The organism is Eggerthella sp. BIOML-A1, from assembly GCF_009875595.1.
Lineage (GTDB): Bacteria > Actinomycetota > Coriobacteriia > Coriobacteriales > Eggerthellaceae > Eggerthella > Eggerthella lenta.
The window spans coordinates 332,297-355,860 of record NZ_WWRZ01000002.1; the positions used below are offsets into that span (position 1 = coordinate 332,297).

Below are 23,564 nucleotides of genomic sequence, written 5' to 3' on the forward strand. Positions count from 1 at the left end.
AGCTCTTACTTGAGAGGACGCGGTTTCTCGTATGGTAAAGCTGCGAGAGCGTATCGTAGGTATGAGGCAGGTCGCATCTAGGATTAGTGCGGCCTGCTTGCTTTGCGCGCTGCTGGTGCTCGGATTGTTGTGGCCGGTGCCGGTTTCGTTTGCGGCTGAGAAGGACGCGGCTGCCTCCGAAGCGGCCGCGGAGGCTGCGGTTCCGGAGGTGCCGGCTGGCGACGTCGGCAACGTCATGGTTGAAGCGCCCTCGGATGCTCCTGCTCCGAGCGGGCCGCAGTCGCAACCCGAATCCGAGCCAATTGCCCCCGATGCTCCCATCGTTCCCGAATACGAGCGCGCATGGCCTATCGGTGCGGACGATGCCTCGGCGGTGTTGGCTGAGCTGTGGCCCGACGGGACGTTCGTGGTCGACGGGGCGGGGAAGACAGTCGCGTTCGATAAGGTCGAGGACGTCCCTTGGCTGGCTGCGGGCGAGGCCGACGACATCAAGCGCGTGATCTTCGCCGACAAGGTGGAAGCGACGAGCTTGGCTCATTGGTTCGAGGGATGCTCGAACCTGAGCGAGATCGCGAACGTGCCCGCCAGCGTCGAAGATCTGACGCGCGCGTTCTACGATTGCCCGAAGCTCGTCGAGCTTCCCGACGAATTCGCATTCGCCGACGAGGCGGTCGCGGATGAATGCTTCGGCTTCGGGGAGCCGGCCGAAACGCTGCTGGCCACGGTGTATCGAGGCGCGGACGAGAACGTGCTGGGGTACGCATGGAATCTCGACGGGCGCGAGCTTGTGAATCCCGATGCGCCGGAGCCGCCGACGGTTGAAGAGCCGGATGATTCCGCGGAGCCCAAGGATCCCGTCGAGTCTGAAACGCCCGAAGACTCCGAGGACGTCGAGGTTACCGACGATTCGAAGGACCTCGATGCTTCCGCGGACGAATCTGCAGAGCAGCCGGCGGACGAGCTTGCCGACAAGCTCGCGACCGCGCCCGCCGAAGAGGCGCCCGCCCCCGAACCGCCTGCCGAGCCGGAATCCGAACCTGCGCTCGCACCCCTAGAGGAAGTCCAGGTCAACATCACCGTCCCCTCGTCGGTTTCCATGGTTCTGAACGCCGAAGGCGACAACACCGCTCTCATCCCCGTTGCGGCGGCGAACCGCTCGGAACGCAACGTGGCCATCGTGGGCGTTCGTCTCAAGCGCGCCGACCAGGACTTGCCGGGGGGCTCGTGGTCGCTCACCACCGAAAGCGGCTCCACGACATTCGTGCAGGACGCGCGCTTCACACCGCTGGGACTTGAAGCGACGTTCGACCGGCCGGTGCTGCTAGCTGCAGGCGATGAGAACACAATGCTCGTGTGGCACGGAACGTTCACCGACTACGGTATGAAGACGCTGCTCAACGCCGCGATCGACGCGGACGGCAACAGCTTCGCCTACGGCTCGATGATCTGGATCGTCGCCGCCGCGTAACGACGACGGGAGCATCTTCGCCCGAAAAACACGCCTCAGACGTTGGAGCGTGTTTTTCGGGCGAAGATGAGCCGCTGCGGGGGCAATCGTCTCGGGCTACATCGAATCGCGGCGCAAGCGCTCCGCTTCGGCGAGCAGCTCGGCAGGAACGCTGGCTGAGCTGCGAATCTCGTCAGATGAGCGCATAAGGCGCCCTTGCTCGTTGTCGTCGCCCACAAGCAGCCCGTTCGCGAAGAATACGCTCGATCCATCCAGAACCAGGTTGTATACCTCGAAATCGTGCGAAACGCACCCGATGGCTTTTCCGAGCGTCAGATTGCTCGTCGCGGGCTCGTGCGGAGCGAGCTCGATGCTTTCGATGGCGACGCAGCCGCCCTCCGTGCGAAGCCGATCGTCCACGACGACCTCGCTGCATCGCTTGACGCCCTTGTCGGTGAACAGGGGGTGGTTCGCCGTCGCGACGAGGTTGCCGCCTTGCGCGAGCCCGATGCGAATCAGCTCGGACTCGCGCCCTTTGATGATGTCGCGTATATGCGCGGTTCCTGTTTCGGTTCTTACCAAATCGCCGATACGCAGGTCGCGAATGGGGCGCTGGCTGCCATCGGCCATGAGCACGAGGGTTGACGCTTCGACGCAACAACAACCGTTCATCTTGCACCGCCTTACTTGTGATTACTATTTGTGATAGTACCTATGCTGCTCGTACTTCGGCTCGCAGCAGACGTTGATGCCGAGGGTGCGGTACAGCTTCTCGTCGGTGGCCGACAGGATCACGCTGAAGAACGCGTCGCAGCCGTATAGGTCGTTCACGTGGTCGATCAGCTTCTTCGCCAGCGGATCGGTGGCCGAGCTGATGGACAGCGCGATGAGCGTCTCATCGGAGTGCAGGCGGGGGTTGCGGCTGTTCAGCTGCTCGGTTTTCAGGCGGCAGATGGGCGTGATGGCCTCGTCGCTGATCACGTCGATGTCGTCGTCCACGCCGGCCAGGCCCTTGAGCGCGTTCATCAGCAGCGACGATGCCGCGCCCAGCAGCGACGACGTCTTGCCCGTCACCACCGAGCCGTCGGGCAGTACCATCGCTCCAGCCGGGCCGCCGGTCGTCTCTTCCTTCAGCAGTGCTGCCGAGCGGGCGGGCGACAAGCTGGCGTTCACGCCCGCTTGGTTCATCAGCAGCTCGAGGCGTTCCATGCGCTCCTGGCCCACACCCGAGCGCTTCACCTCGACCGCGGTTTGGAAGTAGCGGCGCACGATTTCCATCTTCGCTGCGTCGCGCACGGCCTCGTCGTCGACGATGGCGTTGCCGGCCATGTTCACGCCCATGTCGGTGGGCGACTGATACGGGCTGGTGCCCGAGATGCGCTCCATCATAGCCTTCAGCACGGGGAATATCTCCACGTCGCGGTTGTAGTTGACCGTGGTGGTGCCGTAGGCTTCCAGATGGAAGGGGTCGATGGTGTTCGCGTCGTCGAGGTCCACCGTGGCCGCCTCGTAGGCGATGTTCACCGGGTGCTTCAGCGGCAGGTTCCACACGGGGAACGTCTCGTACTTGGCGTAGCCGGCCGCGATGCCGCGCTCATGCTCGTGGTACAGCTGCGACAGGCACGTGGCCATCTTGCCCGAGCCGGGGCCGGGCGCCGTCACCACCACGAGGGGGCGCGTCGTTTCCACGTATTCGTTCTTGCCGTAGCCCTCTTCGCTGACGATGCGGTCGATGTCGTACGGATAGCCGGCGATAGGGTAGTGCAGGTAGCTTTTGATGCCCAGGCTTTCCAGGCGGCGGCGGAACGCGCCGGCCGAGGGTTGGTTCGCGTAGTGGGTGATCACCACGCCGCTGGTGGCGAAGCCCATGGAGCGGAAGATGTCCATGAGGCGCAGCACGTCCTCGTCGTAGGTGATGCCCAAGTCTCCGCGGACCTTGCTCTTCTCGATGTCGTTGGCGTTGATGGCGATGATGATCTCCACCTCGTCGGCAAGGCTTTTGAGCATGCGGATCTTGGAGTCGGGCTCGAACCCGGGCAGCACGCGCGCGGCATGGTAGTCGTCGAACAGCTTTCCGCCGAATTCCAGATAGAGCTTGCCGCCGAACTGGTTGATGCGGTTGCGGATGTGCTCTGCTTGAAGCGCGATGTACTTGTCGTTGTCGAATCCGATGCGCATGAGAAGACAGTGCCCCTTTCCTGGAAAATGCCATGTCGGTCTGCCGCTACGGTTCCGCGGGCGCCATTGGACACGATTATATCCTACTTACGTAGGCGAAGGTTGTTTCCGGCGTGTGAAATTAATCGAGTCGCGTGGCGCGTGTTGGGATCGCTTGACCGCGAGCAGCCTCGACTGGCGAGGCTTGCGTTCCCATGCTGTTGACCAGGGAAAGCAGCTCTTCGCGCGAGCTGACGTCCAGTTTTCGGTAGATGTTTCGGATGTGGGTGCGCGCAGTGTTGTCGGATATGAACAGCGTTTTGGAAATGTAGACCGAGCCGTATCCCAAGCTCAGGTACTGCAGGATCTCGTGCTCGCGCTTGGTGAGAGCGTGCTTGTCAGCCACGGCTGCGACGCGCTCGTGTTGCAGGGCGTGCAGTCTATCGGCTTCGTCTTCGTTCCGGGCTGTGTCGTTCGGGATGCCCGGATCCTCTAACGAGCAGGCTTGTTTCCACGATACGTATCCTAGGTGGGCGACCACGGCGCCGAAGTATATCGAGAGCACGATCCACAGGAAGGATCCCAGGTTCACGTCGGGCGATGCGTTCACCTGCACCGTCATGCCTAGAAGCGATGCCGTGCAGCAAAGCGCGAACGCCGCCGAGAACACGAACGGCAACGGGAGTTCCTCTGCTGCCGCCATCGCCACGAGCGACGAGAGGGCGAACAGCGACAACAGGGTGAGCGGCGCGTACACGAGCATCGCCCCGACGATGAACAGCGGAGTGCCCGTCGGGAAGCTGTTCAAAACGATGCAAGCCGCGATACAGGTCGGAATGGCCAGGCGATCGACCAATATGACAAGAGGGCTTTTCATGCGCATCGCGCAGAGGGCCACGACGATCGTGGACGCTACGATGCCGCCCGAATACTCGCTTCGGATCGTGCCCGAGCTGATGTCGAACGAGTACGTCGACATCATGAAAGAACAGACGAGAAAGCCCAAAAGCGGCACCCATACGATGGAGAGGAACGCTCTCAGCGAGGAAGCGAGCCCCGATGGCGCGCTGCGATCCCCTGCGCCGTTCGGATGTTCGGACGCGTCGCTTCTGTGGGGGAGGGAGGCGTCCTGCTTGCAAGCGCGGGCGGATTCGTTGTTCGAGAGGAGCAACGGAAGCACCGAGCCGGCGACGGCGAGGAGGCCTTCGGACGCGACTGCCAGGTGGTCGGGCAACAGCGATACGAACCAAGCGATTGCCGACGAGCTGGCGCATGCGATGGCGCCGTAGAACATCACGTTACGGAAGTCCATCAGGAACAAGCGCACCCAGCGCATGATAACGGGGACTATGCAGGCCCCCGCGACGATGCCCAGCATCGCGAAGAGAAGCGTGCTGCGGTGACCGAGAAAGAGCAGGGCCCACAGGGTTGTCAGGGCGAGGGCGTACAGGATGGCGGATGCTGCTGCCACCGTGCGCCCCTTGCGTGTCTCGTGCCCTGTCCAGTGCGGATGCTGCGTCGAATAAAGGAGGATGACCAAGGCTGCGGCGAGGCAGGTCAGCAGCATGGATACAAGGAATTCGCCGGCGGGGTAGGTTTCCGAAGCGAAGCGCAGCATGAGGTACGAATTGGGGGGATACAGGGGTGCCGAGGAAAGGAACGCCGCAAGCAGCAGCAACGACGGGCGAAAGCGAATGGCGGGTTCGGCGGCGAGCCTGCCTAGATCCATGCCGTTTTTCATACGAAGCCTTCCCCCTTCGGCCCCTCCGATGTTTCGCCCCCATTGTACCCCAACCGATGGAGCGCGTGGCCCCCATGGTTGCGAAAAGCCGGCTCGATGATGGAGGAATGCCTGGTCACTGAGGAAAATACCACAACGCGGTGAGGCCCTTCACGCACTGCGGTTATTCCGTCGGTCTTTGGCACCCTTTAGGGTTTCATGCGAGAAACGGGGACGCACGGGCGCTCTCGAACGGGTTTCGAAGGAAGGAATGTATGGGAAACGGAAACAAGAAAGAATGCACCATGCAGAAGAGGGGGAAGGGCATCGATAGGCGCGACTTCTTGAAAGGCGCTCTTGCCACGGGCACGTTGTCCGCCGCCGGTCTTGCTCTTGCCGGGTGTTCCCCGCAAGCGTCGGGTGGCGACGGCGCATCCGCTTCCGCGAACGCATCGACGAAGGGCGGTGCTTCCGTGGGCCTGGTCGGAGGCGCCATATGCGCCGAAGACTGGCTCGGCGAGATGCCGGTTGTAGACGAAGCTGACGTGTACGACACGGTAGAGGTTGACGTCGTCGTGCTCGGAGGCGGTCACGCCGGGACCCAAGCGGCGCTTTCCGCCGCGCAGAACGGCGCGAGCGTGGCCGTCGTCGAGGTGCAGGACGAGAAGAACTATATTTATTTCGGCGAGGATATCTGCAGCTACAACTCTCAAATGTTCCTCGAGCACGGATTCAGCCCTTACAATGTCGGCGACATCGTGTCCGAGTACACCCGCCGAAGCGTGGGGCGCGTGAGCCCCTCCATCATCAGGCTGTTCGTAGAGAACTCCGGTGAGATGATGGACAATCTGGTTGCGCTCACTCCCGATACGAGCAACGCCTTCGACTTCGATGACGATCAGTGCATCATCCAGGTTGCCTATGGCGATCCCTCGGACGACGCCTATCCGATGGAGCTTTCCGGGTACAAGACCTGGCCTGCCACGTTCCAGACTCAAGGCACGGTGTCGAACACGCAGCTCATCGAAGGCCGCGAGGAGATGAGCCGTATCACCGAGCTTGAAACCTACTGCATGCGCGAAGCGCAGCGGTTGGGGGCCGTGTGGTATTGGCAGCATTCCGCCGTCGCCCTCCAGCTGGACGGCGATGCGGTGCTGGGCGCGTACGCAAAAGGACCTGACGGAAAATATCTGAAGCTGAACGCCAAGAAGGCCGTGCTGCTTTCCTCGGGCGATTTCAGTTCCAACGCCGACATGGTGTACAACCTGCTTGACGACGTGGCCGAGTGGAGCACTCGTGCCGGGGCTGATCGCTCGGCTTTGACGGGCATGGGCCGCGACGGAGCGGGGCACAAGCTCGGGTGTTGGGCGGGCGGCGCCATCGAGCCGCATCCCCGTCCGTCGATGAACACCATGGGCGGCATGCCGGGGCCTTGGGGAACCTGCCCGATGCTGACCTTGAACGCCAAGGGCAAGCGCTTCATGAACGAGGCCATGTCCCAGGTGGTGAACGCCAACTGCATGCGCCAACCGCTTGGAAACATCTATGCTATCGCCGATGCCGACTATCTGAAGACCGTGCAGTCCGCCACTTTGGATCACGGTGCGCCGAACTGGGGCTCTCCTTCGACGGTGCAGACCATGGTGGATGCCATTTCCGCCATGAAGCCCGGTCCCGAAGGTGCCGTCATTCCGCAGTGCGGCATCGTGAAGAAGGCGGGGGGAGCGAGCACGGCCGCCATAGGCGGGGCGGGCATGTCCGATCCCGACGCGAGTACCGGCGAGGCTCCTTCGGACGGCGCGACGGAGGCTGCGGGCACGGGTCCTATGGAGGGAGTCGGTCCTATGGGCGATGGCGGCCCGAACCTGTGGTGCGCCAACACCATCGAAGAGCTTTTGGGTTATCTGGGCATGGAGGGCGAGGCCCTCGAGACGGCGCTGGCCGAGATCGAGCGCTACAACGAGCTGTGCCATGCCGGCGCCGACACCGATTTCGGCAAGGATGCCAGCGTGATGTTCCCTGTGGAAAAGGCACCTTTCTACGGATCGGTTTCCGAGAACACCGGCATCGCCAACGCAGGCCTCGTGACGCTGGCCGGGTTGCTTACCGACGAGAACCTGAATGTCATGCGCGCTGATCGCAGCGGCACAATCAAGGGCCTTTATGCGGCCGGCAACTGCCTGGGTCAACGGTACGGCGTGGGTTATTCGACTCCTTCCGCTGGCAATTCCATCGGCATGGCCATGACCCATGGACGCGTGGCCGGCAAGATAATGGCCGCTTTGTAAGGGCTCGGACAAGTACGTAAGGAGAGGAACAATGTCTCGAATCGAAAAGAAGAACATCGACAGGCGCCAGTTTCTCAGGGGCGCGGGAATCGGTCTTGTAGGTGCCGCAGGGGCAGGCGCCCTGGCGGCGTGCTCGCCAAGCGGGCAGGCTTCGAGTGCGACCGAGGAGGCGGACGCAACCGCCGTCGGGAGCGAAAACGGCGCATCCTCAAGCTGGCGCACGCCGCCGGAGCCGGTGGAGGAGTTCGTCGAGGAGCACGATTACGACGTCGTCGTGGTGGGGCATGGCTATGCTGGCGTGTGCGCTTGCCGCGAGCTGGCCGAAAGCGGCGTGAGGGTGGCGCTTTTGGAGCGTCAGCCCGAAGACACGTACATGGCGATGGGTTCCGAGAGCATGGCCATCAACTCGAAGGTCCTCGATCGCGCCACCGAGGGCAATCCCATTCCCCATGTGGATATGAACGAGTACTTCGAGAACTGGATGGCCATCACGGGAAACCAAGTCAACCCCGCGCTTCTCATGCGCTTCGTCAAGAACGAAGCGGACAACATCGATTGGTACTACGACGGGCTCACCGACGAGGATTTCGCCCATGTGACCCATACCGGTTGGCCTGATGCGGGCGACGAGTGGGAGCACCTCCTTCCCAATATCGGGCCGATCAGGTTCTATCCGGGAACGTTCTCCTGCTTCGCCGAGGAATGCAACCAAACGAAGGTCCAAGGCTACAATCGCGAGAAGGCCAAGGCGGCCGGAGCCGATTTCTATTTCGGGATGCGCGGCGAGCAGCTGGTGCTGGAAAGCGGCGCCGTCGCCGGCGTCGTGGCATCCGATTCCGACGGCGCGCATCACAAGTTCTCCTGCCGCGCGGCGGTCATGGCGACCGGCGGTTTCGCTTACAACAAGGAGATGCTCGTCGACCTCATGCCCGATATCGCCAACAACATGGTGAGCACGGAAGAATGGAAGGACGCTTACGGCAACCCGCGCTTCCAAAGCGACTCGTCCCAGTGGCCCTATCAAGGAGACGGCGTCAAGATGGCCTTGTGGAGCGGTGCTCATCTGGAAACCGTGGTTCCGGGTATGAACGCGCGTCATATCCAGGCTCCTGCGAGCATGTCCAACCTTCCCCAGGCCGTATGGGTTCGCGGCGACGGCAAGCGTTTCATGAACGAGTTCTATCCGGTTGTCGAGCAGCGCGGGGTGGTCAACGTGTACATGCCCCGCGAGCCCATCAACTGCGTGTTCGACGATGACTTCACGACGTATCGCGAGTACTACGTTCCGCAGCACGGCGGTCAGGAGCCTACGCCCGCGGCCCTGCAATCGCTGCGCGAGAGCATGGACAAAGCCTATGCGAAATTCAAGGGCACGTGGGTCGAGCCCGAAGGCGAGGAGGACGATGGCATGCCGTCGATCTTCAAGGCACCGGACTACCTTGCGGACGACACGCTTGAAGGGCTTGCCGGCCAGCTCGGGTTGACGGGCGATGCCGTGACGAACTTCATCGAGCAGATCGAACGGTACAACGGGTATTGCGAGACTGGGGTCGATGAGGAGTTCGGTCGCAACAAAGCGGTCCTGTTCCCGGTGAAGAAGGCCCCGTTCTACGCGGTTGCGGGCAATCCCGGCCTCGGCGAGGTCATGGCCACGTGCGGCGGCGTCATCACCGATGCTGATCAGAACGCCCTCAACGACGATTACGAGCCTATTCCCGGTCTGTACGTGTCCGGAAACGACTGCGGTCGACGTTTCGGGGCCGAATACTGCTCGCCGACGCCGGGCGTCTCGCTTTCCATGGCCATCACCTTGGGTCGGGAATGCGGCAAGTCGGTGAAAAAGTACCTCGACGCCAACTGAGGTTTCGAAACGTTTTGAAGGAGTGAAGATGAGCAACGATAAGAAAACGTCAACGGCCGACGGCCTCACGCGTCGTGGGTTCCTCACGCTGGGAGGCGTGGCGGCGCTGGGAGCGGGGGCGGCGTTGGCGGGATGCTCGCCGCAGGCGTCTTCGGCGAGCGGAACGGACAATGCGGTGACGACTGCGAACGCGGCCGATTCCGGAGAAGGGCTTGCTCCGTCGCCGTGGGGAGACTACTATCCGTGGCCTGCCAACCCTCCCGAGATCACTGACGATATGGTGGAGGAGGAGCTTGACTGCGATGTGGCGGTCGTGGGGCTTGGCGTCTCGGGCGTTGCGGCGTTCCGCGCGGCTTCGGAGGGCGGTGCCAAGGTCGTCGGCATCGAGAAGGGCTCCATGCCGCAGCAGCGATCAAGCCAGTACTGCTATTTGAACGGCAAGCTCACCGATACCTTCGGCCTGCCTCATCTGGATCTCGAGGCCATCATTAAGGAAGAGTTCCAAGAATGCGCCAGCATCACGAATTACAACATCGTCCGTAAGTTCGTTTTGGGCGATGCCGAGGCGATGGATTGGTGGATCGAAGGTGCGGGTTGCGAGGTGCTCGAGCACTTCGAGATGACGATGGATCCCAACGCGGAGGTGCCCAATGGCGTCAGCTGCATGAGCGATCCGACGATCGACTGGGAGAACGAACCGCAGGCCGCCTATCCTGAGTGCGTCAACTTCACCGACCATCAGGCCGTGCTCGACAACAATTTCCAGAAGGGACTCGATGCCGGCACAGGCTCCGAAGCGTATTTCGGCCACTTCGCCGAAGCGCTCATCCAAAACGGCGATGGCCGCGTGGTGGGCGTGTACGCGCGCAACGCCGATACCGGCAAGTACAAGAAGATCAACGCCAAGAATGGCGTGTGCCTGGCATCGGGCTGCTGCCGGTCCAACGAGGACATGGTGCGCTACTTCGCACCGAACATCATCTGGAACGGCAACGGCAATCCGTGGCCGAACATGGACGTGGAGGGCAATCGCACCAATACGGGCGACGGCTACAAGCTGGGGTACTGGGCGGGTGCTTCCATCCAGCAGTACCAGTGCTCGCAGATGCACGTTATGGGCGGCCCGGGCGACACCGATTCGCAGAACGATTCCATGGGCTTCACCGGGCCGCTTCTGCGCATCAACTACAACGGCGAGCGGTTCATGAACGAGGACACCTGCGCCGCCGACGCCGAGTACCCCATCGAGCTGCAGCCGAAGCACAAGTGCTTCATGATCACCGACGGCCACTTCGAGGAGAACGCCGCGAAATGCGTGAACACGTTCGCAGCCTCGCTTGCCGAATGGGACGAGCGGGTGGGCGACGGCACCATCTTCAAGGGCGAGACTCTTCGCGAGCTGTTCGAGAGCATCGACGGCATGGACGTCGAAACGGCATTGGCCACGGTCGAGCGCTACAACGAGCTATGCGAGAAGGGCGTAGACGAGGACTACGCCAAGCAGGCGAAATACCTGATGCCCGTGACCGACGACGGCCCGTTCTACGCGCAGCGCATGGGCGTGGGCCTGTGCTTGGTCATGATGGGCGGTTTGGAATCCAACCAGAACGCCCAGGTGCTCGACCTCGAGCGTCGGGTGATCCCCGGCCTGTATGCGTCCGGCAACATCCAGGGCAGTCGCTTCGCTATCAAGTATCCTTTCCGCCTAAGCGGCCACAGCCATGCGATGGCTATGTTCTACGGAAAGGTGGCCGGCGAGAATGCCGCAGCCGGATTGTGAGCAACTAGCCTGATAATTTGAATCATTCGATAGCGCTATCCTTTGCGGGATTGGCGCACCCTCCCTCCCCGGCGCAGGGGTCGGGCACGCGTTTTGATACGCGGCGCCTGGCCCCTGCGCTGCTTGCGGGGTCCTTTTCGGGTGAAATCGCTCGGCGCGCATCCCGCAAACGCGCAGCGCCCCTCGCCGCCGCGAAGGCGTGCTATCCTGTGAACCATATCATGCAGGCGGTTCGACGGGCGGAGCGCGGATGTTTCACGTGAAACATCCGTTCGAAGTTTTGCGGTGGCGCGGCGACGACGAAGGTGGCGGATGGACGAGCTGTATCGAGAGTACCTGGCGTATCTGCGCGTCGAGCGAGGAAGCTCTCCGTTGACCGTGTCCGCGTACGCCGCCGACCTCAAGGACTACGCGCAGTTTCTCGAGAAACGCGGGGTCGAGTCGCTGGACGACGTCGATCGCGAGGTCATCGTAGCTTACGAGTCGGATCTGTTCGGCCGCGGGTATGCGGCCTCGACGGTGGACCGCCATGTGTCCGTGCTCAAGGGGTTCCACCGCTTCCTCGTGCGAGAAGGCTACGCGCGCCGCAACCCGGCCGACACTATCCAGCTTCCCAAGGCGCCCGACCGTCTTCCCGACGTGCTTTCGGTGGCGCAGGTGGACGCCATGCTGTCGCGCCCGCTGGACGAAGGCCCTCTGGCCCTTCGCAACCAGGCCATCCTCGAGGTCCTGTACGGTTGCGGGTTGCGCGTGAGCGAGTGCACGGGGCTCGATTTGGGCGACGCCATCTTGGAGGAAGGTTATCTTCATATCCTGGGCAAGGGGAATAAGGAACGCATCGCCCCCATCTCGGGCGCCGCGCTGCGCGCGCTGCGCGACTACCTCGAGCGCGGACGCCCCGAGCTCGTCCGCTCGTACGCGAAATCAACCTCGGCCGTGTTCCTCAATGCGCGCGGCGGGCGGCTGACGCGCCAGAGCGTGCACTCCCTCGTCGCCGAGGCCGGCCGCTTCATCGGCGTGGCGAACCTTCATCCGCACACGCTGCGCCATTCCTTCGCCACCCACATGCTCGCCGGCGGCGCCGATCTGCGCGTCATCCAAGAGATCCTGGGGCATTCGGACATCTCCACCACCCAGATCTACACCCACGTGAACCGCACCCATATCCGCGAGGAGTATCTGAGCGCCCACCCCCGGGCGAAGTAGGAAGGCGCTCTTCGTCTCCCACTTTGCCCCCTGCTGACTCAATTTCAAACATCCGTTCGCTGTTTTGTGCCTGATGGGAGGGGGCGGCGAACTGAAATTCAGGTTGAAGATCCATCCTGCCACAGATTCCGCATAACTCCCCACTTCGTCCCACCGCGGGGGCGGGCGGCCTACATGTTGTGCCCGCCCAAGCGCGTCCGTTCTACATGTGGTCGTGTCGTTTTTCGGTTGGCAGGGGAGCGGTTAACGGGAAAGAGTCCGGTGGGTTTCAGGATGGGCAAAAAGGGGGTCAAGTCGCATATTTTGTTGCGAAGTGGGGCGAAGTGGGATAGAATTCCATACATCGAAAGAGCCGTGGGACGGCGGCGGAAAGGAAGGCATGGCGGAAGAGGGCAACAAGGTTGTCGATCTCAACAGCGCGTACCGCCATAAGGTGGACGCCAAAGGCCGCATGTCGCTTCCCGCATCGTTTCGCAAGGTTCTCTCGACGGATCTGGTGGTAACCCGCAACCCGAAGGACGAGTGCCTCTACGTGTTCGAGCCCGATGCGTTCAATGCATGGGTGGCCGGCGTGTTCGAGGACAAGTTCGAGAAGTTCGACCGCACCAACGATCTCCATGTTCGCCTGCGCCGCAAGCTGAAGTCGCGTGCAGCCGATGTGTCCATCGACGCAGCCGGCCGCATCATGATCTCGGCCGAGCAGCGCGAAGCCGTGGGAATCGACAAGGAGGTCGTCGTCGTGGGCAACACGGGCTACTTCGAGATCTGGGACGCAAAGCGCTACGACGCGGTGGACGACGAGACCGATCTCGGTCTGTTGTTCGACTGATCGAAAGGCGTGAGCGATATGACAAGCGAATATCGGCATACACCCGTTCTGCTCGCCGAGTGCCTCGAATACTCGAACCTCAAACCACAGCATACATTCGTGGACGCAACACTCGGCGGTGCAGGGCATTCCTTCGAAGCGGCCAAGCTCATCGGGAGCGGGGGCACGCTCATCGGCATCGATCAAGACGAGGTGGCGCTGGCCGCTGCCCGTCTCAAACTCGGGACGTTGCCTGACGACGTGCGCCCGCGCCTGGAACTCGTGCGCGGCAACTTCGGAAATATGGATGAAGCGCTCCTCAGCACGGAGGTGCCCGGCGTCGATGCGGTTCTGTTCGACCTCGGAGTGTCTTCGGTGCAGATCGACACGCCGTCTCGAGGCTTCTCCTTCAAGGAGAACGGCCCTCTTGATATGCGGATGGATCCGGGTAAACAAACCCTTACCGCAGCAGAGATCATCAACACCTACACCGCAGCAGATCTCACTCGGATCATCCGTACCTACTCGGACGAGAAGTGGGCCAGCCGTATCGCGGATTTCGCGGTGCGCGCGCGCCAGAACGCTCCCATCGAGACGAGCGAGCAGCTGGTCGACATCATCAAGGCCGCCATCCCCGCCTCGGCTCGCCGAGCAGGGGGACACCCGGCGAAGCGCACGTTCCAAGCGCTGCGCATCGAGGTGAACGGCGAGCTCGATGTGCTGAGAAGCGGCCTCGACGCGGCCATCCGCTGGCTCAACCCCGGCGGCCGCCTGGTGGTCATCAGCTACCACTCGCTTGAGGACCGCATCGTCAAGGAAACGTTCGCCAAGTTCGCGAACCGATGCACGTGCCCTCCGGATCTGCCGGCGTGCATGTGCGGGAAGCAGCCGATACTCGACATCGTCACCAGGAAGCCGGTTCTGCCGACGGCCGAAGAAATCGAGCGCAACGCTCGCGCACGCAGCGCCAAGCTTCGCGTAGCGCAGAAACGATAAGCAAAAACGTCCCGCTGACGCAAGCGGGAGCCATATGCACCGCACGCGACCTTTACATGCAGTCGAAACACAGAAAGGGGGTCGGACATGGGCGCAGCACCAGCGTATTCGTACTATCCCGAGCGCGCACCCGAACGCAGCCCGCGCGAGCGCATCAGCGTCGTTCCGGGCCGCGGCACCCGCACGCAGACCCCCACGCTTCCGTCGAACGTCGTGTTCTTGGCGAAGGCGGCGGCGGTCGTGCTGCTGGTGGTGTCGCTTGTGGGATTCGCGCGCATCGGGCTCATGTCCGCGACGATCTCCACGACGATGCAGTCGAGCCAGCTGACCAGCCAGATCAGCGACGCCCGCTCTTCGGGCGCCGCGCTGGAAGTGTCCCAGAGCACGCTGTCCAATCCGACGAAGGTGAAGCAGCAGGCGGGCAAGCTGGGCATGGCCGCCCCCGAGACCACGGGGGTCATCACTCTGGATAAGGACGTCGTCGCAACCGACGAGTCCGGCGCCCTGTCCCTTTCGAAGAGCGTTGCCATAGCGGCTGGCTCCGAGGCGTAAAGCCGATGTCCGATAGACCGCACACGCCGCGAGGCGAGCGCCCTGCTCGCGGTCGCGGAAGCTCCCGCTCGTCCGCACGCCCCTCGCGTCCGCCGCGCGCGGCGCGTCCGGTGCGCGCCTCCGGCCGCCCGGCTGCGGCGGTCGACTTCAACTCGAATTCGAACCGGGTGTTCCTTCCCATTCTCGCCTTCGCCGTCATCGCGGCGCTGTTCGTGCTGCGCTTGGCGTACCTGCAGGTGATAGCCGCCCCTGCCATGGCTTCGGAAGCCGAGAACGCGCGTATGAGCTACGACTGGATCGAGCCGCGCCGCGGCACCATCTACGATCGCAACGGCGTGGTGCTGGCCACCTCCGTGGAGTCGACCACCATCTACATCGACCCGGTGGAAGTCGACGACGCGGACGCGACGGCTCAGGTGCTCGTCGACGTGCTGGGCGGCCAGAAGTCCGACTACCTGGAAGCCATCACCGCTCCGAACACGCGGTACGCGGTGGTGAAGGAGAAGGCCGACGTGGCGGTGGGGGACGCTCTCAAGGAGCGCGTGCGCGAGCTCTCGGCTTCGGGAGGGTCGCGCGAAGGCATGGACTTCGGCATCCGCTATAAGACGCTGTGGAAGCGCGAGTATCCGAACGCTCAGGTGGGAGGCCAGGTCATCGGCGTATGCACGCTGGAAACCGATGCCGAGAACAACCGCGAGTACTACAAGGGGGTATCGGGCCTCGAGCTGTACTACGACGACGTGCTGTCAGGCGAGGCGGGCTACACGCGCGAGGAGCGCAGCCCCGACGGCACGCCCATTCCCGGCGGCACGCGCGACTCCAAGGCGGCCGTGGACGGCGAGGACATCATCATATCCATCGACATAGAGCTGCAGCAATCCGTCGAGGAGCGCCTGACGGCCGATGCCAAGGGCATCACGGCCAACGGCGGCAGCGCCATCGTGATGGACGGCGGCACGGGAGAGATCTACGCCGCGGCATCGCTGCCGCTGCTCAATCCGGCCGACCGGACGAATATGGAAGCGGATGCGCCGAAGCTCAAATGCGTGACCGACCTGTTCGAGCCGGGCTCCATCTTCAAGTCGGTGTCGGCCATGGCCATCCTGGAAGCTGGCACCATGACGCCCGACACCGAGCTGTTCTGCCCGTCCTCCATCGAGGCCGACGGCTACGTCATTGGGGATGCGCACGAGCGCGGAGACGCCACGTACACGCTGCGGCAGATCATGGACCAGTCGTCGAACGTCGGCATCTCGCTGGCCACCGAGAACGCGACGGTGGGCGACGTGTCGGGGTTCCGGAACCTCTACAACAAGATCAACGAGTACAACCTGCACACGAAGACGGGCGTGGACTATCCGGGCGAGGGCGAAGCCGGCACCGAGTACCTGGGGAACCTGCTTCCCTTCGACGATTGGAGCAAGGTCACCGCCTACAACGTCAGCTTCGGGCAGGGCCTGTCGCTCACGCCGTTGCAGATCACCCGCTTCTACGGAGCGCTCGTGAACGACGGCGTGGAGTGCACGCCGCACTTCCTCCTGTCGAAGCCCCAAAGCGGCGAGACGGCCGAGTACGGAAGCGACACCGTCATCAAGGACAAGAAAGCCATCGACGATCTGACCAGCATGCTGAAGACCGTCGTCACCGAGGGCACGGGCAAGGCCGCCGCCATCGACGGCTTCAACGTGGCGGGCAAGACGTCCACGGCGGAGATCTACGACGAGAAGAACGGCGGCTACCGAAAAGGGGTGTACAACCTGGCCTTCACCGGTTTCCTGGCCGATTCTTCCAGCCAATTGGTTTGTTTTGTGGGTGCCAACGAGGTTCCCACCGACGGTGTGGTCACGCCGATTTTTAAGGATATAATGACAACAGCCATCGACCGATTCAACATTTATCCGGAGTGAGGAAGCCATGGGCAAGACCTGTACCGAACTGTTCGCAGGTATCGACTGCACCATCCTCGGCAACGCCGACGACGAGGTGAACGGTATCGCCTACCGCAGCGACCGGGTGCAACCCGGCGACGCGTTCTTCTGCGTGGTAGGCATGACGACGGATGGGCACTCGTTCGCCCAGGACGCCATCGATCGGGGCGCGAAAGTGCTCGTGGTCGAGCGCAAGGTGTACCTGGCCGACGCTACGGACGTCACGGAGATCGTGGTGAAGGATACGCGCAAGGCCATGGCGGCCGCTGCGGCGAACTTCTACGACCATCCTTCCAAGGACCTTGCGCTGGTGGGCATCACCGGCACCAACGGCAAGACCACCACGACCTACCTGGTAGAGCACATCGCGCGGGTAGCGGGGAAGCGCACGGGCGTCATCGGAACCGTGGGCATCCGCATCGGCGACGAGGCCGAGAAATCGGCTCATACCACGCCGGAATCGCCCGACCTGCAGCAGCTGCTCGCCCGCATGCGCGATGCGCGCTGCGACGTCGTGGCCATGGAGGTGAGCTCTCATGCGCTCGACCTCGATCGCACGTGGGACGCCGCATTCGCCGTTACGGCGTTCTCCAACTTGACGCAGGATCACCTGGACTACCATCACACGTTCGAGGCCTACTTCGAGGCGAAGGCGCGCCTGTTCTCGAAAGATTATCCGGCCAAGCGCGTGATCTGCATTGACGACAAGTGGGGCAAAGAGCTGCTGCGGCGTTGCTCGGTTGCCGAAGACAGCGTGGTCACGACGGGCTTCGATCCTTCCGCGCAGATCCATCCCGTGGACGTGCAGTATGCTCCTACCCACACCACCGTCACGCTCGACGTGCGCGGCAGCTTGCATACGTTCGACTACCCGCTCGTGGGCAAGTTCAACGTGGAGAACGTCATGTGCGCCTTCGGCATCGGGCTGCAGCTGGGCTTCCCGGCCGAGACCATCGTCGAAGCGCTCGAGGAGGCGCCGCAGATCCCGGGTCGTTTGGAGCGCGTGAGCGCGCCGAACACGGGCGGCGTGTCGGTGTTCGTGGACTACGCCCACACGCCCGACGCGCTGGAGAAGGCGCTCGCGTCCATCATGGCGCTCACGCCCGGCCGCACCGTCTGCGTGTTCGGCTGCGGCGGCGACCGCGATGCCAGCAAGCGTCCCATCATGGGCAAGGCCGCCCTGGCGGCCGACCATGCGGTGGTGACGTCGGACAACCCGCGCACCGAAGATCCGCAGGCCATCATCGAGGACATCGTGAGCGGAATGAGCTCGGGAGCCGGCCGCTTCGAAGTGGAGGCCGACCGTCGCGCCGCCATCGCGCGCGCCATCGCGCAGGCGAAGCCGGGCGACTCGATCCTCATCGCGGGCAAGGGCCACGAGGACTATCAGCTCGTGGGCGACCAAGTACTCTCGTTCGACGATCGCATCGTGGCCGCCGAGGAGCTCGCGTGTGCGTTCGGCGACGAACCCTCAGGCGAGGATCGATAGCATGCGTTTGAACCACAAGCAGATCGCCGCATGCACGGGAGGCTCGTTCGTGGTGGAGCCGCTTGATCCGCGCGCGCTGGCCACGGGGCTCACCTGGGACTCGCGCGACGCGAAGCCGGGCGACGTGTACGTCGCGCTGCCGGGCGAGCGCGTGGACGGCCACGACTTCGTCGGTGCGGCCCTCTCGGGCGGCGCCGTGTGCGCGCTTGTGATGCAGCCGCTGGACGAGGCCGTGCGCATGCTGGCCGCCGAGCTGGGCGCAAGCGTTATCGAGGTGCCCGACACGGCCCACGCCGTGGCGGATATCGCGCGCGAATGGCGCTCTCACCTGCACGGTCGCGTGATCGCGCTGACGGGTTCCACCGGCAAGACCACCACGAAGAACCTTGTGCGCGACGTGCTGGCAAGCACGCTGTCCACGGTGGCGACGGCCGGCAACCAGAACAACGAGCTGGGCGTTCCCAAGACGCTGCTCGCCGCCGAGCAGGACACGCAGGCGGTGGTGGTGGAGATGGGCATGCGCGGCGCGGGCCAGCTGGCCGACCTATGCGACTACGTGCGCCCCGATTGGGGCCTCGTGGTGAACGTGGGCGAGAGCCATATCGAGCTTCTGGGCAGCCGCGAGAACATCGCGCGCGCCAAGGCCGAGCTTCTATGCGCGCTGCCGGAGGGCACGGGCCGGGCGTTCGTGAACGCCGACGACGACTACGCCGATTTCGTGCGCGAGCATGCGCGCCTCGACGCGCGCCGCGTGGAGACCGTGCTGTTCGACGGCTCCGCCGCCGCAGCCGAGCGCCGCGCCCAGGCCGAAGCCGCCGAAGCGGCGCGTCCCGCCGTGTGGGCCGAGCAGGTGGAGCTCGACGAGCAGGGTCGCCCGCGCTTTCGGCTGCACGCCGTCGGCTTCGCGGATGCCCCTGAGGAGGAGACGGCGCGCTGCGCGCTCACGCTGCGAGGCTTGCACAACGTGTCGAACGCGTGCGCCGCGGCCGCGGTCGGGCGCGCCTGCGGCATCCCGCTTTCCGTCTGCGCCGATGCCCTCGCGCATGCCGAGCCGGAAGCCGGCCGCCAGGAAGTGCTCCGTGCGCGCGGCGGGTTCACCGTGGTGAACGACGCCTACAACGCCAACCCCGACTCCATGCGCGCCTCGCTTGCGACGTTCTGCGCGCTGGACGTGCCGGGCAAGCACGTGGCCGTGCTCGGCGACATGGGCGAGCTGGGAAGCTACGCCCCGGCCTGCCATGCGGGCATCGGGGAGTTCGCCGCCACGCTGCCGCTCGACCGGCTCGTGTGCGTAGGCGAGCTGTCCCTGCACATAGCCGACGCCGCTGAGCGCGCCGGCATGGATCCCCAGCGCATCGTGCGCGCGGGCTCTCTTTCTGAAGTGTTCGGAGATTTGGACGCCTGCGTCGAGCCCGGAGACGCCGTGCTGGTGAAGGCGTCTCATTTCATGGGTCTGACTCGCGTAGTCGAAGGACTGGTCAATTAGCTATGTTTACGGTATTCAACCAATATCCGACGTTTCTCGTGTTCCTTGCCGTCGTGTTCGCCATGGTGGTGACCATGGTGCTCACGCCGTTGTGGATCAAGTTCCTCAAGTCGAGCCATATCGGCCAGCAGGTGCGCGCCGACGGCCCCGAGAGCCACCTCGTGAAGCAGGGCACGCCCACCATGGGCGGCGTCATCATGCTGATCGCGGTCATCGCGGTGGCGCTGTTCGTCGGCATGCCCACGCCCGAGACGTTCGTGCTGCTGGCGGCTACCGTGCTCACGGGTCTGCTGGGCCTCGTCGACGACGCGTCGAAAGTGGTGAAGGAGCGCTCGCTCGGTCTCACCCCGAAGGCGAAGATCGTGGGGCAGGTGGCCATCGCCACGGCGTTCGTGCTCGTGGCCGTGAACTGGCTGGGCATACAGCCCACCGTGGAGATTCCCTTCGTCGTGACGCTCGACTTCGGCATCCTGACCACGGTGGTTCCCGTCGGCGACGGCATCGCCATCCCCTGGCTGTACCTGCTGTTCATGAACATCCTGCTGGTGGGCATGTGCAACGCCGTGAACCTCACCGACGGCCTGGACGGTTTGGCGGCGGGCACGGTCATGATCGTGATGATCGTGATGGCGGCCATCGCGTACCGTTCCGATCTGTTGGAACCCGCCATCTTCGCCGCCGCGCTCGCGGGCGCGTGCATCGGGTTCCTCTGGTTCAACTCGTTTCCGGCCGACATCTTCATGGGCGACACCGGATCGCTCGCGCTGGGCATGGCGCTGGGCTGCCTGGCCGTGCTCACGAAGACCGAGTTCGTGTCGCTCATCATCGGAGGCCTGTTCGTGGCCGAGGCCCTGTCCGTCATGATCCAGGTGTTCTACTACAAGAAGACGAAGAAGCGCATCTTCCTCATGGCGCCGTTGCACCACCACTTCGAGAAGAAGGGCTGGAGCGAGACGAAGGTGGTCGTGCGCTTCTGGATCATCTCCGGCGTGCTGGCCGCGACGGGCTTCTCGCTGTACTTCGCCGAGACCCTCATGGCGGTGGCGTAGTCCATGGCTTCGCGGGAGCTCATAGCGAATCGCAAGCACGCGCCGCACCATCTGGGGCGCGTGCTCGTTTTGGGTCTGGGCAAGAGCGGCCGCGCGGCGGTCGCGTACCTGCTGCCGCTTCTGGACGGTCGCGTGGAAGCGCTGGCCGTGGCGGCCGGGGCGCGCAGCGCGGCCTCCGAGGAATTCGCGGCCGAGGCGCGCGCGGCCGGCGCGCTCGTCGCGTTCGGGGACGAAGCGGTGGGCGTGCTGGCGGCCGAGGCGGGCGGGTCGTTCGACCTGTGCATCGCGAGCCCCGGCATCTCGCAGTTCTCGGCCTTCTACGAGGCAGCCGCGGCCGTATCGGCCGAGGTGATCAGCGAGGTGGAGTTCGCCTGGCGCGAGAGCGCCGCGGACAGCCGCTGGGTGGCGGTGACGGGCACGAACGGCAAGACCACGGCCTGCGCGCTGGCCGCGCACGTGCTGGCGGGGGCGGGCCTTGCCGCGGCCGCCGTGGGCAACATCGGCGATCCGTGCATCGAGGCCGTGGCCGCGGGGCGCACGGACGTGTACGTGGCCGAGGTGTCGTCGTATCAGCTGGCTTCCACGGCGCGCTTCGCGCCGAACGTGGCCGTGCTGCTGAACATCACGCCCGACCACCTGCATTGGCACCGCAGCTTCGAGGCGTACCGCGACGCGAAGCTCAAGCTGCTGGCGAACCTGCCCGGCGTGCCGGGCGCCGTGGCGGTGCTCGACGCGACGAACGACGTGGTGCGCGCCGAGGTGCGCCGCCTGCGCGCGCTGGACGCGGGCGAGCGGGGCTTCTCGTACGTGCCGCTGGGCACGGCCGCGGGGCTAACCGGTGACATGCGCGCCGCGTGCGGCAGCGACAACGCCGCGTTCCTGGATGCCGACGGCACGCTGCGCGTGGCGCTGAAAGGTGCGGAGCACGCTGCGGCGCGCGTCGAAGAACTGCAGATCAAAGGCGAGCACAACGCCTCGAACGCGCTGGCCGTGGCGGCAGCCGCGCTCGCGCTGGGCGTGCACGAGAGCGACGTGGCCGAGGGGTTGCGCACGTTCGCGCCGCTCGAGCACCGCATCGAGCCGTGCGGCTCGGTGGCCGGCGTGCGCTGCTACAACGACTCCAAGGCGACGAACGTCGATGCCACGCTCAAGGCCCTCGCCGCATTTCCCGAGGCGCGCCCCGTCGTGCTGCTGGGAGGCGACGACAAGGGCACCGACCTCGCGCCGCTCGTGGAGGCCGCCCACGCCCATGCGGGCGCGGTCGTGTGCTTCGGCGATGCGGGCGAGCGATTCGCGGCCGCGTTCGAGGCGGCGGACGCGCAGGCTCCTGCCGGTTTCGCCGCGGCGCGTGCTGCGCACCTCGCCGACGCGTTCGACGCGGCTCTCGCGCTAGCTTCGGCGGGAGATGTCGTGCTGCTGTCCCCGGCTTGCGCCTCCTTCGACGAGTTCTGCTCGTTCGAGGAGCGGGGAGCCGCATTCAAAACGCTCGTAGCCGACGCGGCTTCCGCGTTGGGCGCCTAGGCCCGCCATGGCTATTCAACGTGACAAGCGAGGCGCGCCTGCGCATATCATGGGACCTCGGATCATCCTCCTGCTGTCGGTGCTCGCCCTCATGCTCATCGGCTTCGTGATGATCTACTCGACCTCGGCGGTCATCACTTTGGCGAAAGCCGGCACCGAGGTCGCGGTCGATCCGATGGCCGAGACGCTCAACCAGATCAAGTTCGCCGTCGCGGGCGTGATCCTTGCTTTGATCATCTGGAAGTTCGTTCCCGTCTCGCTCTGGCGCAGCAATGCGGTATGGGTTATCTGGGCCGTGGCGTTCGCGCTGCTCGTGATCACGGCGGTGGCGGGCGTGGGCGATGAGGAATGGGGCGCCCGCCGATGGCTCATGATCGGTTCGGCCAGCCTGCAGGCTTCGGAGTTCGCGAAGATCGCGCTCGTGCTGGTGGCGGCGCGTCTGTTCACGGACTTCCGCGAGGGGCAGTACACCGTGTTGGTGTTCTTCGCGCTCGTGGGCCTGCTCGTCCTGGCTCCGGTGCTCATCATCCTGGGCCCCCAGTCCGACCTGGGCACGGCCATGATCTGCGTCGTGGGCATCCTCGCGGTCATGTGGCTGGGCGAGGTGCCGCTGCGCACGATGCTCATCGTGATCGGCGTCGTGGTCGCCCTCGGCCTCGTGGGCATCTTCGGCTCGTCGTACCGCCGCGACCGGCTCATGGTGTTCATGAACCCGTGGAACGACGGCGAAGGCGGCTTCGGCACGGGCTTCCAGCTCATCCACTCGCTGTACGCGCTGTCCGGCGGCGGCCTGTTCGGGGTGGGGCTGGGAAACTCGCACGAGAAGTACCTGTACCTCACCCAAGCGGACACCGACTTCATCTTCGCCATCATCGGCGAGGAGCTGGGTTTGGTGGGCGCCGCGGTGGTCATCGCGCTGTTCCTGCTGTTCCTGTACGCGGGCACCCGCATCGCGCAGTCGTCGCCCGATAACTTCGGCACCATGGTGGCGGGCGGCTGCACCATCATGATCGCGTTCCAGGCGTTCCTCAACATCGCCATGGTCATCGGGTGGTTCCCTGTGGTGGGCAAGCCCTTGCCGTTCATATCGTCGGGCGGATCGTCGCTGGTGGCCATGCTCATCATGGTGGGCATCATCCTATCGGTATCGCGCGGCGCCGAGGCGCCGACCATCTACGATCGCCGACGCGCCGATCTGCGCGTCGTGCGCGCGACGAACGGTGCGCCGCCGCCCTCACGCGGCGGGCGCTCGTCGTCGAGCAGGGGCAGGAGGTAG

The 23,564-nt window shown here is 64.3% G+C and carries 17 protein-coding genes; 14 read left to right on the forward strand and 3 right to left on the reverse strand.

From position 1 onward, the window contains the following. Positions 1-31 precede the first annotated feature (31 nt). On the forward strand, positions 32-1,468 hold the full coding sequence (locus GT590_RS03265; RefSeq protein ID WP_229061646.1) for a hypothetical protein: 1,437 nt from the start codon (positions 32-34) through the stop codon (positions 1,466-1,468). Between the two features lie 96 nt (positions 1,469-1,564). Here the strand turns inward: GT590_RS03265 and GT590_RS03270 are convergent, their stop codons facing one another. From GT590_RS03270 to GT590_RS03280, 3 genes are all read right to left on the reverse strand, one after another. Next, positions 1,565-2,119 carry a Hint domain-containing protein gene (locus GT590_RS03270; RefSeq protein WP_114533643.1) on the reverse strand — a complete coding sequence of 185 codons (555 nt, stop codon included), beginning with the start codon at positions 2,117-2,119 and terminating at the stop codon, positions 1,565-1,567. A gap of 24 nt (positions 2,120-2,143) precedes the next feature. After that, positions 2,144-3,625 carry a DUF1846 domain-containing protein gene (locus tag GT590_RS03275; protein ID WP_114551732.1) on the reverse strand — a complete coding sequence of 494 codons (1,482 nt, stop codon included), beginning with the start codon at positions 3,623-3,625 and terminating at the stop codon, positions 2,144-2,146. 121 nt (positions 3,626-3,746) lie between these two features. Further along, complete coding sequence (locus GT590_RS03280; protein ID WP_114551731.1) at positions 3,747-5,345, reverse strand: response regulator transcription factor; 1,599 nt, start codon at positions 5,343-5,345, stop codon at positions 3,747-3,749. A 254-nt stretch (positions 5,346-5,599) separates the two neighbouring features. Here GT590_RS03280 and GT590_RS03285 point away from each other — a divergent pair, with 254 nt between their 5' ends. From GT590_RS03285 to GT590_RS03345, 13 genes are all read left to right on the forward strand, one after another. Next, positions 5,600-7,612 carry an FAD-binding protein gene (locus GT590_RS03285; RefSeq protein ID WP_161170893.1) on the forward strand — a complete coding sequence of 671 codons (2,013 nt, stop codon included), beginning with the start codon at positions 5,600-5,602 and terminating at the stop codon, positions 7,610-7,612. Positions 7,613-7,643: 31 nt separating this feature from the next. Continuing rightward, positions 7,644-9,473: an FAD-dependent oxidoreductase gene (locus tag GT590_RS03290; RefSeq protein WP_114551729.1), complete on the forward strand. Its 1,830-nt coding sequence runs from the start codon at positions 7,644-7,646 to the stop codon at positions 9,471-9,473. 28 nt (positions 9,474-9,501) lie between these two features. Beyond that, positions 9,502-11,253: an FAD-binding protein gene (locus GT590_RS03295; RefSeq protein ID WP_114551728.1), complete on the forward strand. Its 1,752-nt coding sequence runs from the start codon at positions 9,502-9,504 to the stop codon at positions 11,251-11,253. Positions 11,254-11,565: 312 nt separating this feature from the next. Beyond that, positions 11,566-12,459, forward strand: coding sequence for a site-specific tyrosine recombinase (locus GT590_RS03300; protein WP_009306261.1), 894 nt, complete (start codon positions 11,566-11,568; stop codon positions 12,457-12,459). A gap of 379 nt (positions 12,460-12,838) precedes the next feature. Continuing rightward, positions 12,839-13,288: a division/cell wall cluster transcriptional repressor MraZ gene (locus GT590_RS03305; protein WP_009306260.1), complete on the forward strand. Its 450-nt coding sequence runs from the start codon at positions 12,839-12,841 to the stop codon at positions 13,286-13,288. 18 nt (positions 13,289-13,306) lie between these two features. Then, positions 13,307-14,263: a 16S rRNA (cytosine(1402)-N(4))-methyltransferase RsmH gene (gene rsmH, locus GT590_RS03310; RefSeq protein WP_009306259.1), complete on the forward strand. Its 957-nt coding sequence runs from the start codon at positions 13,307-13,309 to the stop codon at positions 14,261-14,263. 87 nt (positions 14,264-14,350) lie between these two features. Next, a complete protein-coding gene (locus GT590_RS03315; protein ID WP_009306258.1) occupies positions 14,351-14,815 on the forward strand; it encodes a cell division protein FtsL in 465 nt (154 codons plus the stop codon). 110 nt (positions 14,816-14,925) lie between these two features. Further along, a complete protein-coding gene (locus tag GT590_RS03320; protein ID WP_009306257.1) occupies positions 14,926-16,722 on the forward strand; it encodes a penicillin-binding protein 2 in 1,797 nt (598 codons plus the stop codon). 7 nt (positions 16,723-16,729) lie between these two features. Continuing rightward, positions 16,730-18,232: a UDP-N-acetylmuramoyl-L-alanyl-D-glutamate--2,6-diaminopimelate ligase gene (locus GT590_RS03325; protein WP_009306256.1), complete on the forward strand. Its 1,503-nt coding sequence runs from the start codon at positions 16,730-16,732 to the stop codon at positions 18,230-18,232. Between the two features lies 1 nt (position 18,233). Beyond that, complete coding sequence (gene murF, locus GT590_RS03330) at positions 18,234-19,718, forward strand: UDP-N-acetylmuramoyl-tripeptide--D-alanyl-D-alanine ligase (RefSeq protein WP_021409760.1); 1,485 nt, start codon at positions 18,234-18,236, stop codon at positions 19,716-19,718. A gap of 2 nt (positions 19,719-19,720) precedes the next feature. Next, on the forward strand, positions 19,721-20,767 hold the full coding sequence (gene mraY / locus GT590_RS03335) for a phospho-N-acetylmuramoyl-pentapeptide-transferase (protein ID WP_009306253.1): 1,047 nt from the start codon (positions 19,721-19,723) through the stop codon (positions 20,765-20,767). Between the two features lie 3 nt (positions 20,768-20,770). Continuing rightward, on the forward strand, positions 20,771-22,288 hold the full coding sequence (murD, locus tag GT590_RS03340) for a UDP-N-acetylmuramoyl-L-alanine--D-glutamate ligase (RefSeq protein ID WP_086414447.1): 1,518 nt from the start codon (positions 20,771-20,773) through the stop codon (positions 22,286-22,288). Between the two features lie 49 nt (positions 22,289-22,337). Next, positions 22,338-23,564, forward strand: a complete 1,227-nt coding sequence (locus tag GT590_RS03345) for an FtsW/RodA/SpoVE family cell cycle protein (protein ID WP_227101047.1) — start codon at positions 22,338-22,340, stop codon at positions 23,562-23,564.